Consider the following 14,613-nt stretch of genomic DNA (forward strand, 5'->3'; position numbering starts at 1 on the left):
ATGACAACGCTGTCATGGATTTTGTCGGCGATTGTCATTTTAAATAAGAGTGAATGACAACGCTGTCATCACAAAATAAACAGCTTCATGAGAGGGCATCATGACATCAACTAAACTCAATAAAATCACTCAGGGTCTTAGCCTGGCGATGATGGTGACGGCGACCATCAGCACTCAAAACGTTATGGCACAACAAGAGGACTCTGACGAAGCAAAGAGTAACGCAGTAGAAGTTATTCAAATTCGCGGTCTGAGAGCATCCACTAAAGCCGATTTAAACAATAAACGCTTTGCTGACGGCATTCTGGATAGTATTACCGCAGATGACATTGGTAAGCTTCCGGATATCACTATTGCAGATACCCTGCAGCGGGTCCCTGGTATCCAGATCAACCGCTCAGCGGGTGAAGGTTCTGGAGTGAATATCCGCGGCGTGGGCTCTGTAGGTACATTACTAAATGGAGAGCAATTCTTAAGTGCTGGCTCCATTACAACGCTGCAGCCTAACTTCTCTGACATTCCCTCTGCTCTGGTGAGCGGTATTGATGTTCATAAGTCCCCTACTTCCAAAATATTGGCTGGTGGGATTTCAGGTACCTTGGATCTGAAAACGATCAGACCTTTTAGCCTTGATGAAGGTGTAACCTTTGCCAGCTCCGCAGAAGTTTCCCGTGGTAATTACACTGGTGAAACCGATCCGAAAGTTACCGCATTCGTTGGTTACAATACTGACCGTTTTGCTGTATCTACCTCAGTGTCATGGGATCGCGTAAATCTGGCCAATTATCGACTGGGCACGCCTAATATTGGTTGGTCTGGTGCACAAACTGAAGGTAACGCCTGGGATGGCATAGGCGAAGATCGCACCGGTGACGGTGACCAAAACGATGCGCTAGTGACCTTCATCGGCTACGGCAACATGAACAGAAACACTGAGCGGGAGCGTCTGGGTATTACCTCTACGATGCAAGCCCAGCTGACCAATTCTGTGGAAATGGTTGCCGATGTGTTTTATACCGAAATGGATGATGCTGACCGCTCTATCGGCCTGGTGGCGGACAACGCCTGGGGCGATTTTGGCTGGGAACAGCATGGTGACGACCTGACCTCGCGCGGTGTTATTGCCGATGGTGGCCTGGCAGGCTCTGAATTATATACTGCCAATACCGGTGTGCTGAATGCACCGCGTGTCGCCTCTACCTCAGAAAGTCGCACTAATGATCGTGATTCTCTCAACCTGAACCTGGAATTTAAATTTGATAACGGGGGGCCGTTAAGTGGCTCGGTTCGTTATATTCACGGTGAAGGTCAACGGGAAACCACCCATAATATTGCGCAGTCTTTCTTAACCGATGGTGCCAGCCAAAGCCTGTTCCGTAACGATGGCACGGGTGAGATTCCTGTGCATCCACAGGGTGTATCCGGCCGTGTTCCGGTCATCCGTGATTTTAGTGGTGAACATCCTCAGCTGACCTATCCTTCTGACCTGGGTCAGAATATGGAAGACTATGCGATTATCTCTACCTACTCAGAAGAGAACTACTACGAAGAAGCCACGCTGGATGTCTTGCGTGCCGACGGTACCTACCGTCTGGAATCTTCAGATTTAACGACGGTTGAGTTTGGGGTACGCAAAGGGCGTCGTGATGTGAAGCGTGACACTTATGTATTGCTGGCGCCAATCAACCAGGATGGTTTGAGCACCGATGTAATGTGGAAAGATCAGGGCGAGGTTGCCAACGATACCAATGGCGATGGTGTGTTCAGCCGTGCCGGTGGTGATAAGACCATTGGTTATGACAATTACCTGAATTTTGCCAATCTGCCCTCATCCTGGGTTATTCAATCCAATGATTTCGGTCCCGCAGATATTGGTAATTTCTACTTTATAAACCCAGAGATAATGGACGATCATATTGGGTTCCAAAATACCCTTTATCCGGGGAACTTTAAACAATCCCAGCCTGGCGAATCCTACAATGTTTTAGAAAGTACCAAGTCAGCTTACTTTAATCTGAAATTTGACGGAGAATTAGGCAGTTTGCCCTACAAAGCAAATGTTGGATTGCAGTATATAAAAACCGATCTGACGGTAATGCAGAACTTGCTGGGTTCTGAGGTAGTTTGTCGTGCTTGCCCTGGCATCGTAGATTCTGTAGGACAGGTCGTGACGGATCAGTCTTACTCAGACACCCTGCCCGCGCTGAACTTGCGTCTGAATCTGACCGATGATCTGGTTGCCAGAGCCAGCTACGGTAAAACCATGAATCGTCTGGACACCCGTAATCTAGGTGGTGGTATGAATGTCGGCACGACGATCAACCAGGGTGAAGTGTCTGATGTACCAGTGGGCGAACGCTATGCGGTTGAAGCTAACCGGACTGGTAACCCTAACCTCAAACCAACACGCGCCACTAACCATGATCTGACCCTAGAATGGTATTTCTCTGACACCGGATTGCTCAGTGTGGCCTGGTTTAAGATGGATATTGAATCTAACCTGACCACTGACGTCAGCACCGAGTTTGTACCGGATGCCGATGGCATAGTGAGACGTCAGGTGCAGGTTCGTGGTCCGGTGAATGGTGACGGCGGTACCATTAAAGGGTATGAGTTTGCCTATCAACAGGGCTTCGATTTCCTACCCGGATTCTGGAGCGGTTTCGGTGCGGGTCTGAACTATACCTATGCACCGAGTACCTCTGACACCCGTGATTTTGAAGGCAATAAACTGCCACTCAATGACAACTCAGAGAACTCCGGTAATGCCGTGTTGTGGTATGAAAAAGGCCCCTTGCAGGTTCGTTTAGCTGCAAACTATCGCTCTGAGCGTTTTGTTGGTCAAAGCGGTCGTAACTTTGGCGGTGGCGGTCTTGCTTTGTACGCCGAAGGCACCACTTATATTGATATGTCGGCCAGTTACGATATTAACGACAATATCAGTGTGTACTTCTCAGGCAGCAACTTAACGGAAGAGTTTGAGAATATGTACTACCAGTGGGAAGACTTTACCATAGCTCAGGATATCTATGAGCGTCGACTGACAATGGGCGTTCGCGGTCGTTGGTAAAACCTAACCTCTGTTGGTTACGTTAAATACGCATCCCCGTTGTTTACACAGCGGGGATTTTTTATTTTTAATCGTACAGAGGGCTGTGTAGCATAGTGACCTCTGTAAGGTGTACCAATCATGCAAAACAACACTGAGAAAACTCGGCATATACTGGTGCTGGGTGGCGGCACAGCGGGCTGGATGACGGCCATGATCATGGCGAAACAGTGGCAGCATCAACCCGTGCATATCTCCCTGCTGGAATCCAGTGATATCGGTATCATTGGTGTAGGGGAAGGCTCCACACCTGCTCTGAGACAGTTTTTTGAGCGTATGGATATTCCTGAACAGGAATGGATGCCTGCATGCAATGCCACTTATAAGGTGGGCATTACGTTTGACCAGTGGTCCACCCGCCAAGGTTATGAAAGTTATTTCCATCCCTTTAAATTCCGGTTGGACGAGCAGTTTGCTCAGGCCTTTTTTCATAGTGCAGCGATGCGCCGCCAAGGGTTAGATGTCAGTGCCCATCCCAATCAATTTTTTCTGTCTCCGTTACTGGCACAGAAACACCTTGCACCGGTGCCTCATTACAATTTCCCCTTTGAGCCCAATTACGGCTATCACTTCGACTCTGCATTGCTGGGACGTTTCTTAAGAGATAAGGCCAAAGCGTTGGGCGTGACGCATGTAGAAGGTAAGGTACATGATGTATTGCTATCACCCAGTGGCCACCTTCAGGCGCTGAAGATCGAACAGGGCGAGCAGATCGGCGCGGATTTTTTTGTAGATTGCTCAGGATTCGCGGCTGTGTTGATACAAAAAGCCCTTAAGGTACCGTTTATCAGCTTTGAGTCTAACCTGTTTAACAACGCGGCAGTGGCCATTCCCAGTGAAATCACAGATGAAGTTCCCTCCCAAACCCTCTCCACGGCGATGAAAAACGGCTGGCGGTGGCAGATCCCTCTGACCAACCGTTTTGGCAATGGATACGTTTACAGTGATCATTATTGTAGCGCTGATGAAGCTGAGACGGAGCTGCGACATGCTCTGGATCTTGTGGACAGTGCCGTCGAGGCCAGGCACCTGCATATGAAAGTCGGAAGAGTGCAGCACCACTGGTATAAAAACTGCCTTGCCATTGGCCTGTCTCAGGGATTTATAGAGCCCCTTGAAGCAACGGCGCTGTTTCTGGTTCAACAAGCGGCGGCACTGTTTGTGGATGCCTATGAAAAAGGCCAGTTCACTGAACAACACCAGCAGGCTTATAACGCGAGGATCAATGGTTACTTTGAAGGAATACGCGATTATATTGTTGGCCACTACATCACCAACAGTCGTTCAGACAGTCAATATTGGCTGGATTGTCAGAATAACCAGGACAATCTGTCCGACTCATTGCGTCATATTCTGGAGGTTTGGAATAGCGGAGGAAACCTTGTAGAGGAGCTGCACAGACAAAACGTTACGCAGTACTACTCACCGATTTCCTGGCACTGTCTGCTCGCCGGAAGCGGCTATTTTGGTCAGCAAAATACGCTACAGCGCCCCGCTGCCACGGACAAACAGGTGAACCTGAAGAAAATCTCTGAGTTTCTGCACCGCTGCAGCCTGAATTTTGATTCTCACAAGCAGTTCCTGGAACAAAAGCTAACCCGGTCAGCTTAAACAGCGGCGCAGGAACTCAGTGTGAGAGGGACTCTTCTGAACGGCCCCCATGATGCGTTCGCGCATGGTAGATAATCCCCGGTTGATCATCGTGTCGGGGAACTGCCGGATGCTGGCATCATAGCTCGACGGGTAGTACCGGCAACCATCAAACAATGCCAGCCAGCTGTTAGGTTGGAAAATCTCGTGACGCTGGCGGGGCAACAAACCGTTTGCCTTGAACAAGGCCATTCTGTGAGTGAGGCTTTCAGGCAGGCTGATATCTCTGTAGTCCTGCCAGAATTTTCCTTGGCGCTGATTAAGACAATAATGTAACAAGACAAAATCGCGCACGCTCTCATATTCTTTTTGAATACGAAGGTTAAATTCATCACGCAATGCTACCTGCATCGAGGTGTCTGGTAACAGCAGTTTAATTTTTTCAATAGCGGTTTCGATCAGGGCTATATTGGTACTTTCTATGGGTTCAAAGAACCCGGCCGCAAGCCCCAGAGCAATACAGTTTTTATTCCAGGCCTTGTTACGCATACCGGGAACAAAGCGCAGTATCCTCGGCGCGTGCAGCAAAGGCTCGCCAATATTGGCTCTGAGCTCATTTTCAGCTTCCTCATCGCTCTGGTGAGCACGACTGTACACCAGACCATTGCCCTGACGGTGCTGCAACGGAATCTTCCATTGCCACCCGGCTTCTCTGGCATTTGCCTGCGTATACGGAGCAGGCTCTCCTTCCAGTTCACTTTGTGCCACCACTGCAGAGTCGCAAAGCAGCCAATGACTCCAATCCTGGTAACCTGTTTTGAGTGTTTGCTCGATCAGTACGCCACGAAAGCCACTGCAATCAAGGAATAACTCTCCTTCTACACAGCGCTTATTGTCCAGATGAAGCGCACGAATAAAGCCATTTTCCAAAACGGTGTCTACCCGTTCAACTTTGGCATCGATACACTCTACCCCGTTGGCGATACCATGTTCTTTGAGCATGGAGGCAAACAATCCCGCATCGAGGTGCAGGGCCCAGTCAAAAACCGACAGGGATGACTGGGGATTGGTGGGCGGCAGACTAAATCGATGATGCCTGGCCAACTGCACGGCCACGCAATATTCTTCTAATGCGGTTGCTGCATCTGTTTCACGTTGTTTTAACCAGTAATGATGAAAAGGCACGCCGTTTAACGCTTCGCCGTAGCTACCAAAGGGATGTATAAAACTGCTGTTTTCTTGTAGCCAGCCATTAAACTGGATACCCAACTTGCAGGTTGCCTGTGTTTTGCGCATCACGTCTTCATCCGTCAGTCCCAATTGTGCGTAGAATCGACGTATAGTGGGTATTGTTGCCTCCCCTACCCCAATAGTGCCAATCTCTGAAGACTCTACTAGGGTCACTTGCAAGTGGGGATAACTGTGTTTAAGACTGGTGGCTGCCATCCAGCCCGCTGTTCCGCCGCCCACAATGACCAATTTCTGAATCGGTTGATGTGCCATCTTCGCCTCATTGTTATACCGTGATGTCAGTCACGTACTGTGCTTACAACAAACAATTCACCATAATGACAGCGTTATCATTTTACAAGTATTTTCATTTCCCTGGCGCGCATAAAGCGCTGTCACAAAATACGAACAACCTTGTTGCCCCTTATCCGGCAGGCCTACTCGTCTTCCTGTTGAGTTTGTGTCAGAGTATGGCGCTATTTCTTAACCACTACATGCAAGGTAAATCAATGAGTGAAAAAATTGTCCCTGTGGATCACGCCCATCACGCTAAGCTGAAAGTCGACAATAAAGCGATGCATACACTGTTCAGCAATGATCACGTCATTCCCGTGCTGGTTCGCGAATTTGTGGGTGTGGCAGCACAGTTCCCCATCGTGTTTGTGCGCAATGAAAACAGTCAACAACTTCACGCTGTGGCCATGATGGGGCTAAAGCGGGGCGAAAACCTTTATTGTCAGGACGATAAATGGTCAGCACTTTACCTGCCACAATCTATGCGCAACGCGCCCTTCTCCATCGGTCCCAAAAGTGAAGGAGCTGAAGAACTCGCCGTGTGCATTGATGAAAATCACCCTCTGGTAGGGACGGACAAAGAATTTGCCTTGTATGATGAACAAGGAGAGCAAACAGAGTTTTTGCAGGCGAGATCGAAAGCCATTGCATCCTATATTAACGATACGCAGCAAACGATGAAGTTTATTGCTTTGCTGGAACAACACGATTTGCTGAGTCCCCGTGATATGCAGATTAAGATGAACAACGGCGAGGAACTCACCATCGGTGGGATCCTCGGAATTGATGAAGAAAAACTCAGTCAACTTGATACAGAAGTGTTTAACACGCTTCGCCAGCAAGGATTGTTGGCACCCATTTATGCTCAGTTATTCTCAATGCAGCAAATTCACCGTCTTACGGCGCTCTATATGCAAAAGCATGGTTAACGCTATGTTCTGAACAGGGAGTATCCTGCTCCCTTTTTTTCTGCTCTTCTTGCTCGTATTCACATAAATTACCACAAAGCCTTTGCATATTTTAAAAGCTTTGTTAACATAAATGACAGCGCTGTCATTTAACCTTAAGAAGTGCACTAAATGTGTCCAGAACGATGCGGCATCTCTAATGATTAAGCTCACGAAACAGCAGCGCAGTATGACGAGAAAGCAAAAAGAACATAATGGTCTTCCCGTTTTGTTTTGCCAGTCGTAATGACAACGCTGTCATTATCCTGTTATGGTAAGCAACTCTGGTAGATACCTGAAGCATCACTTAGTCAGCTTCAGTACGTAAAGGGTAATCTATGATAAACCAGCAGAAATACTTCCTGGGTGTAGACGGCGGCGGTAGCAAGTGCCGGGTCTTATTGACCAATGAGCTTGGTGAAGCACTGGGTGAAGGAATTTCCGGCCCGGCTAACCCTAACCAGGGTTTGGACCAGGCCATAAACTCTATTCTGTCTGCCACTGAACAGGCGCTGAAACAGGCCGACCTTCCATCCCATTGCATTGATAAAATTCATGCGGGTGTTGGGCTGGCTGGCGTTAATCTGCCAAAGTATCGAAGAATGCTGGAGCAATGGGATCATCCTTTTGCACAAATGCATATCACCACTGATCTGGAAATTGCCTGTCTGGGTGCCCACGACGGTGAGGACGGCGCGGTGATCATCTCGGGTACGGGTTCGGTTGGTATGGTCTGTAACAAGGGTACACAACATGCCTTTGGGGGCTATGGTTTTAGTGTCGGAGACCAGGGCAGCGGTGCCTGGATTGGTCATCAGGCCGTGATTCAGTGCCTGCTCGCACTCGATGGCCTCAGACCCCGTTCAGAACTCGTGGACAAGCTCCTGAGTTTTACCCAGTGTGCTGATACCCAGCAGCTCGCCGAGAAAATGGCTAACCTGCCCCCTTCAGCCTATGCCCGACTGGCTCCATTGGTCATTGCTCAGGCCGAATCACAAAAAGATGCAATAGCACTGGATATTCTTATGTCAGCCGCGGACTATATCAACCAGTTGTCGAGAAAGCTGCTGTCATTTCATCCGCCCCGACTGGCGATGATAGGAGGACTGGCTGAGCCCATCAGAAGTTGGTTGGCAGAAGACGTCAAGCCTCATATACAGGAGGCTATCCATAGTCCTGAAGTCGGCGCCATTTTGTATATTAAACAAAAATCTGTAATAAGTGAGAACGTGTAATGTCCACCACTCTGATGGCTTTGGAAGCCACACAAACTCCGCAACGTATTCAAACTCAGTTGAAAGAAAACCGCCAGGCATGTGCTGAACTGGGCAAAAAGATTAGGGATTTTGACCCGGCATTGGTGCTGATGGTTGGCAGAGGCTCGTCGGATCATGCTGGCGTGTTTGCCAAATACCTGATCGAGGTCGAGACCGGCACCCCGGTTACGGCATCGGCCCCCTCTGTGGCCAGCGTGTATGGTAAATCCCTCAAGCTTGAACGGGCATTGGTGATTGTGATTTCTCAATCCGGTCGCAGCCCCGACATACTGGCGCAGGCGGAGTCTGCAAAAAACGCCGGTGCACTGGTTGTGGCACTGGTTAACGATATCAGCTCCCCCTTGGCTCAGTGTGTTGACATGGTATTGCCACTCAATGCAGGTGAAGAGAAAGCCGTTGCCGCGACAAAAAGTTATCTATGCACGCTCAGTGCGTTGTTGCAAATGGTGGCCTACTGGAAAGAGGATGCGTCTTTGATTGAGGCTCTCGATGGATTGCCTGCCCAGCTGCAGCAGAGCATCGAATCACCGGCACAACTTAGCGTCGATTTTATTCGTGATTTGCGTCACTGTGTGGTGCTAGGAAGAGGCTTTGGTTATGCCATTGGACGTGAGATTGCCTTAAAGCTCAAAGAAGTGTGTAGCGTACATGCCGAGGCATTTTCCAGCGCAGAGTTTCTACATGGCCCGGTGACTCTGGTTGAAAAAAAGCTGGCAGTGATTGATATCACTATTGACGATGAATCCTTTGAGTCTCATCGCCAGCAAATAAGCGAAGTAACGCGCCGCGGAGCAAAGGTTACTGGCTTCTCTCAACCGGTCAGGACCATGCATCCAAGGTTAGCACCGCTGAGCCTACTGCAACGCTTTTATCTGGATGTTGAAAAGGTCGCCCTGCAATTGGGATATAACCCCGATGCACCGGCTGGCTTAAATAAAGTTACTCAGACACTGTAGGTGTGATGATGTTGATTACCTATCAGGCAAAACATTTCTTTGACGGTGATACGATGCATGAAAATGCCACGGTTACTGTCAAAGACAACCGAGTGCACTCCCTGGCACCGCAACCCGGAGCGAAGGTTATCGAACTAGATGGCCTGCTTGCTCCGGGTTTTATCGATGTACAGGTTAATGGCGGTGGTGGTGCATTGTTTAACACCGAGACCAATATCGAGGGGCTGCGCACGATCAGCAAGGCCCACAGTCAGTTTGGTACAACGGCCATGACACCCACACTGATTACTGATGATATTACACGCATAAGCATGGCTGCAGATGCCATGGCCGAGGCATTAGCGCAAAGGCTTCCCGGTGTGATAGGCATTCATTTTGAAGGTCCTCACCTGAGCACTCCCAAAAAAGGCATTCACCGGGAAAAGTTTATCCGCGCTATCAGTGATGCTGAACTGGCGCAATTTTGTCGACAGGATCTGGGCAAAGTCATTGTTACGCTGGCACCAGAAAACGTGCCGCCTGATATTATCGCCGAGCTGGTCAGACAGGGCGTAAAGGTCTGTCTTGGCCACACTAATGCCGATGCCGATACCACTTTAAAAGCTCTGGAGGCCGGTGCCACAGGGTTCACTCATTTGTATAACGCCATGTCGCCGCTTACAAGTCGTGCACCCGGTGTGGTGGGTGCGGCCTTGGCTGATGATGAAAGCTACGCGGGTCTGATTGTGGACTTATACCATGTTCATCCAATCAGTGCCCGGGCAGCCATTCGGGCTAAAGGTAAAAACCGCATCATGCTGGTTACTGATGCAATGGCCCATGTGGGCTCCAATGTCAGCGAACTCCCCTTCTTCGATACCCGAATTGTCAGAGAGGGTGACAAACTGACTATTCCTGGCGGCACGCTGGCCGGTTCAGCCCTGGATATGGCCAGTGCAGTGAGAAACAGCCACCTTCAACTGGGGCTGCCGCTCAACGATTGTCTGCAAATGGCCGCGCTGACGCCAGCTGCGTATTTAGGGCTCGATCATAAGATGGGTAAGTTACAACCTGGTTACCAGGCGGACATGGTGCTTTTAGATAAGCACCTTGAGGTGAGCAACTGCTGGATAGCAGGCAATACCTGCTTCAGCGCAGAATAACAAAAACAACCCGACACTATTAAAAGGTATTTTTTATGGCTACAGCAGAAACCACAAGTAATCCGACTGCCAGTAATAGCAGCCTGGTGCCCATGATGATCATTGGTACGCTGTTTTTTATTTTTGGCTTTGTCACCTGGCTAAACGGCGCCCTTATCCCGTTTTTGCAGATTGTGTGCGATCTTACGGAGACGCAATCTCTGTTTGTCGCCTTTGCCTTTTATATTGCCTATACCGTGATGGCACTGCCGATGGCCTGGTTATTGGAACGCACCGGATATAAAAATGGCATGTCTCTTGGCCTGGTGATGATCGCCGCAGGGAGTCTGGTGTTTATTCCAGCCGCCTGGTCACAGGAATTCGCCGTATTTTTGCTTGCGCAGTTTATTGTTGGTACCGGACTGACCATACTACAAACCGCATCCAACCCCTACATAGTGCATATTGGTCCGCAGGAAAGTGCAGCAGCACGGATTTCTGTCATGGGGCTGCTAAATAAAGGCGCCGGCATTGTTGCGCCAATCGTGTTTACGGCATTGGTGTTGGGAGAATTCTCTGATGTCACTGCAAAATCGGTTGCTGCTATGGCACCCGCTGAACGGGCGGCACAAATTGATGCACTGGCGAATGGTTTAATTCTGCCTTATCTGGGGATGGCAATCGCATTGCTGGTGTTAGCCTTGGCGATGAAGTTCTCGTCTTTGCCGGATCTTGATATTGAAGAAGGCGATGAGGAAACGAGCGCAAGTAACAGTGAAAAAACCTCCATTTTGCAATTTCCACAATTGGTGCTCGGTGCCCTCGCCTTGTTTGTCTACGTGGGTGTAGAAGTCATCGCAGGTGACACTATTGGCCTGTTTGGCTCTAAGCTGGGTGTCGCCAATGCGACGTCCCTCACCTCCTACACCATGGCCTTTATGGTGCTGGGGTACCTGTTGGGGCTGGTGTTGATTCCTCGCTACCTCAAACAGGAACAAGCTTTGATGCTGTCGGCTATTGGCGGTATTGCCTTGTCACTGGCAGTGGTGTTTTCCAGTGCCGAGAGTCAATGGTTAAGCGCCATGTTGTGGGGCTGGATGGGGTTACCCACCTTGCCAAATACGGTGGCGTTTGTGGCATTGCTTGGCTTTGCCAATGCGCTGGTATGGCCTGCTGTCTGGCCACTGGCCTTGTCGGGGCTGGGCAAGTTTACCGCGCGCGGTGCAGCATTACTGATTATGGGCATTGCCGGAGGTGCCGTTTTGCCGCTTATTTATGGGCTCATATCTGATGCGAGCAACAATCAGCAGGCTTATCTGATGATGATTCCCTGCTATCTCTATATTCTGCATTTTGCCCTTGTCGGCCATAAAAAACGCAGCTGGTGAGGAGCAGATAATGCAACGTGAAATCAGTCTGGATATATTCCGAGGTCTGACACTGGCTGCCATGATTCTGGTCAACACTCCGGGCTCATGGGGTGCCGTGTACTGGCCTCTGTTACACGCAATGTGGCACGGCCTGACACCAACCGATCTGGTCTTCCCGTTCTTTTTGTTTATTGTTGGTGCGGCCATGTTTCATTCCATGAGTCGACTACCTAAAGGTCATATTCCGTGGCTGAAAATCTTTAAACGCACCGCGCTGTTGTTTCTGATTGGCTTGTTGCTGAGTATTTATCCCTTTGATGAATCGCCAAGTGAGTGGCGTATTATGGGTGTTTTACAGCGTATCGCTCTTTGTTACTGCCTAGCCTCATTATTGATACTGAGTATTGGTAATAAAACGGCGCTATGGCTGACCTGTGGTCTGATATTGCTGGGCTATTACCTGATAATGATGACGGCTTCTGAGCCCTGGGCGCTGGAGTCTAATCTGGCCAGGCAGTTTGACCTCTTCGTATTGGGCGCGAACCACCTGTATACAGGTTTTGGTGTTGCTTTTGACCCAGAAGGGTTGCTCTCTACCTTACCGGCCACGGTTACAGTGTTAACCGGCTACCTTACCAGCGCCATGTTAAGCCGCTGCACCACCAATCCCGAAAAGCTAATACGACTATCCGCAATGGGCATTCTGGCGTTACTGGCGGGACTCGTCTTTCATCAGTGGATGCCGATTAATAAGCCTTTATGGACTTCCAGTTATGTATTGGTATGCAGCGGTTTTGCCTGGTTGCTGCTGGCTTTGATTATATTTGTCTATGACATACAGAACTGGAAGAAACCGTTACACTGGGCGCAGGTATATGGTAGCAACCCCCTGTTTATTTACGTGCTGTCCTCATTGTTTGCTACCACCATGGGGCAGGTGTTGCGCTTTAATATTGATGGTGAAATGACCAGTGCGTATCGCTTAGGCTATACATTGCTTAACCAGTTTCTGTCACCCTACAATGCCTCCCTGGCGTTTGCTTTGATCGTGGTTGGGCTGTTCTATTTGCTCAGTGCCTGGCTGTTTAAGCGTCAGATCTTTATTAAGCTGTAAATACCAGGGAGCAGCCCCACATTGGTCTGCTCCCACCCTTCATTGTGCACAATTTGTGTGTTGCCTCTGCTATCTTTTAGCCAGAACATTTCTCGTGCCTTGTGGACATCCATTTTCTGAAAACGCCCCTGTCTCTCATCGCAGCCTTTTAAAGACAGGTTCGGAATTTTCACTGATACTGACCATGACAAAGCATATACTCTGGCTTCATGCTTAGCGACAGGCAGGTTTTGATGAACAAGCAGGATTACAAAAAACACCTCAGGCAACTACAACAGGAACTGATTCATTTGCAACAGTGGGTCGCCGAGACGGGTCAGAAACTGGTGGTGGTTTTTGAAGGGCGCGACGCAGCAGGCAAAGGCGGTGCAATTAAAGCCATCAGCGAAAGGCTTAATCCACGCATTGTGCGAACGGTCGCGCTCGGGAAACCCTCTGACAAAGAGCGCCAGCAGTGGTATTTCCAGCGTTACGTTGAGCATCTCCCCGCGGCGGGGGAAATGGTGTTGTTTGATCGCAGCTGGTACAACCGGGCTGGCGTTGAGAAAGTCATGGGATTTTGTACCGACAACGAATATCAGGAGTTCCTGCGGGCCTGCCCCGAGTTCGAGCGAATGTTAATTCGCTCTGGGATGTTTTTGGTAAAGTACTGGTTTAGTGTATCGGCAGATGTTCAGGAATTGCGCTTTAAAGAGCGCCTTAACAACCCGCTGAAACGCTGGAAATTTTCAGACATGGACCTGATATCTCGTCGTCGCTGGCGTGAATACAGTGTTGCCCGTAACCAGATGTTTGCCTATACAGACACGCCGGAGAGTCCCTGGTATGTGATTGACAGTAATGAAGACAAAACGGCCCGCTTAAACTGTATGGCTCATTTGCTTTCATTGTTGCCCTATCAACCTGTGCCCTTTCCTGAGGTGACACTCCCGGACATCAGTGAATCACATCGTGACATTGCTCTTCCCGAAAATATTAAGCGCGTGCCGCCTAAGTTTTAGTCCATACCAGTAAGAAACAAACCTAGAGTGTAAAGCCCGTTAAGTGAGACGCTGTTTTTAGGCTGATACAGGAGTCCCATTTTGTCCCCGTCTGCAGTGGTTTTAACACAATGATGTGGCTGACGGGTCGAGTCTCTGCTTTACTGACTAAGTGATTAATTTCAACAAGGCAGAAAATGATGAATACAAATCCCGTAGGATGGTTTGAAATACCCGTAACAGATATCAACCGGGCGAAGGCGTTTTATGCCGCAGCTTTTGATATGGCCTTTGAGATGCTCGAAATGGGCCCGTGTCAGATGGCCATGTTCCCATTTAACCACGAGCAACCGGGGTGTAGCGGTGCGCTGGTAAAAGGACCAGACTATGAGCCTGCTAAAGGGGGCATACAAATCTATTTTATGTGCGAAGAGGTCACTGCACAGTTAGCCAGAATTGAAGAGTCAGGTGGTCAGGTGATTCAGGAAAAGCTAGAGATCGGTGAGCATGGCTTTATTGGACTGTTCAAAGACTGTGAGGGAAATACGCTGGGGCTGCACTCCAGACAATAGAATCTGTTCGCTCCTGAGATGGTATTCCTTCCTGCTCTTGCACTGTGCAGGCA

Annotated in this window: 11 protein-coding genes; 10 read left to right on the forward strand and 1 reads right to left on the reverse strand. The window is 49.3% G+C overall.

What is annotated here, in order from left to right; all coding sequences use genetic code 11:
- Window positions 1-100: 100 nt before the first annotated feature.
- Together CCY32_RS01320 and CCY32_RS01325 are read left to right on the forward strand one after the other, a co-directional pair.
- Entirely contained in the window at window positions 101-3,070 is a 2,970-nt protein-coding gene (locus tag CCY32_RS01320) for a TonB-dependent receptor (protein WP_088328584.1), read from the forward strand.
- A 120-nt stretch (window positions 3,071-3,190) separates the two neighbouring features.
- The gene (locus tag CCY32_RS01325) at window positions 3,191-4,720 is read left to right on the forward strand and encodes a tryptophan halogenase family protein (RefSeq protein ID WP_088328585.1); all 1,530 of its coding nucleotides are present in this window, start codon (window positions 3,191-3,193) and stop codon (window positions 4,718-4,720) included.
- Here CCY32_RS01325 and CCY32_RS01330 read toward each other — a convergent pair.
- The gene (locus tag CCY32_RS01330; RefSeq protein ID WP_088328587.1) at window positions 4,712-6,202 is read right to left on the reverse strand and encodes a tryptophan halogenase family protein; all 1,491 of its coding nucleotides are present in this window, start codon (window positions 6,200-6,202) and stop codon (window positions 4,712-4,714) included. The genes CCY32_RS01325 and CCY32_RS01330 overlap by 9 nt on opposite strands.
- A gap of 236 nt (window positions 6,203-6,438) precedes the next feature.
- On the opposite strand from CCY32_RS01330, the gene CCY32_RS01335 reads away from it, so the two are divergent.
- The 8 genes from CCY32_RS01335 (at window position 6,439) to CCY32_RS01370 (ending at window position 14,560) form a co-directional block, all read left to right on the forward strand.
- Window positions 6,439-7,152, forward strand: a complete 714-nt coding sequence (locus tag CCY32_RS01335; protein ID WP_168171400.1) for a SapC family protein — start codon at window positions 6,439-6,441, stop codon at window positions 7,150-7,152.
- 356 nt (window positions 7,153-7,508) lie between these two features.
- Window positions 7,509-8,405 carry a BadF/BadG/BcrA/BcrD ATPase family protein gene (locus CCY32_RS01340; protein WP_088328593.1) on the forward strand — a complete coding sequence of 299 codons (897 nt, stop codon included), beginning with the start codon at window positions 7,509-7,511 and terminating at the stop codon, window positions 8,403-8,405.
- Entirely contained in the window at window positions 8,405-9,403 is a 999-nt protein-coding gene (locus CCY32_RS01345; RefSeq protein WP_088328596.1) for an SIS domain-containing protein, read from the forward strand. The genes CCY32_RS01340 and CCY32_RS01345 overlap by 1 nt, the downstream gene beginning before the upstream one ends.
- 8 nt (window positions 9,404-9,411) lie before the next feature.
- The gene (gene nagA, locus CCY32_RS01350) at window positions 9,412-10,545 is read left to right on the forward strand and encodes an N-acetylglucosamine-6-phosphate deacetylase (RefSeq protein ID WP_088328599.1); all 1,134 of its coding nucleotides are present in this window, start codon (window positions 9,412-9,414) and stop codon (window positions 10,543-10,545) included.
- Window positions 10,546-10,580: 35 nt separating this feature from the next.
- Window positions 10,581-11,912, forward strand: a complete 1,332-nt coding sequence (locus tag CCY32_RS01355; protein ID WP_088328601.1) for a sugar MFS transporter — start codon at window positions 10,581-10,583, stop codon at window positions 11,910-11,912.
- A gap of 10 nt (window positions 11,913-11,922) precedes the next feature.
- Window positions 11,923-13,008, forward strand: a complete 1,086-nt coding sequence (locus CCY32_RS01360) for a heparan-alpha-glucosaminide N-acetyltransferase domain-containing protein (RefSeq protein WP_088328602.1) — start codon at window positions 11,923-11,925, stop codon at window positions 13,006-13,008.
- 233 nt (window positions 13,009-13,241) lie between these two features.
- Complete coding sequence (gene ppk2 / locus CCY32_RS01365; RefSeq protein WP_088328604.1) at window positions 13,242-14,009, forward strand: polyphosphate kinase 2; 768 nt, start codon at window positions 13,242-13,244, stop codon at window positions 14,007-14,009.
- 176 nt (window positions 14,010-14,185) lie between these two features.
- Entirely contained in the window at window positions 14,186-14,560 is a 375-nt protein-coding gene (locus CCY32_RS01370) for a VOC family protein (protein ID WP_088328606.1), read from the forward strand.
- Window positions 14,561-14,613 lie beyond the last annotated feature (53 nt).

It is taken from the genome of Lacimicrobium sp. SS2-24 (assembly GCF_002201535.1).
Classification (GTDB): Bacteria; Pseudomonadota; Gammaproteobacteria; order Enterobacterales; family Alteromonadaceae; genus Lacimicrobium.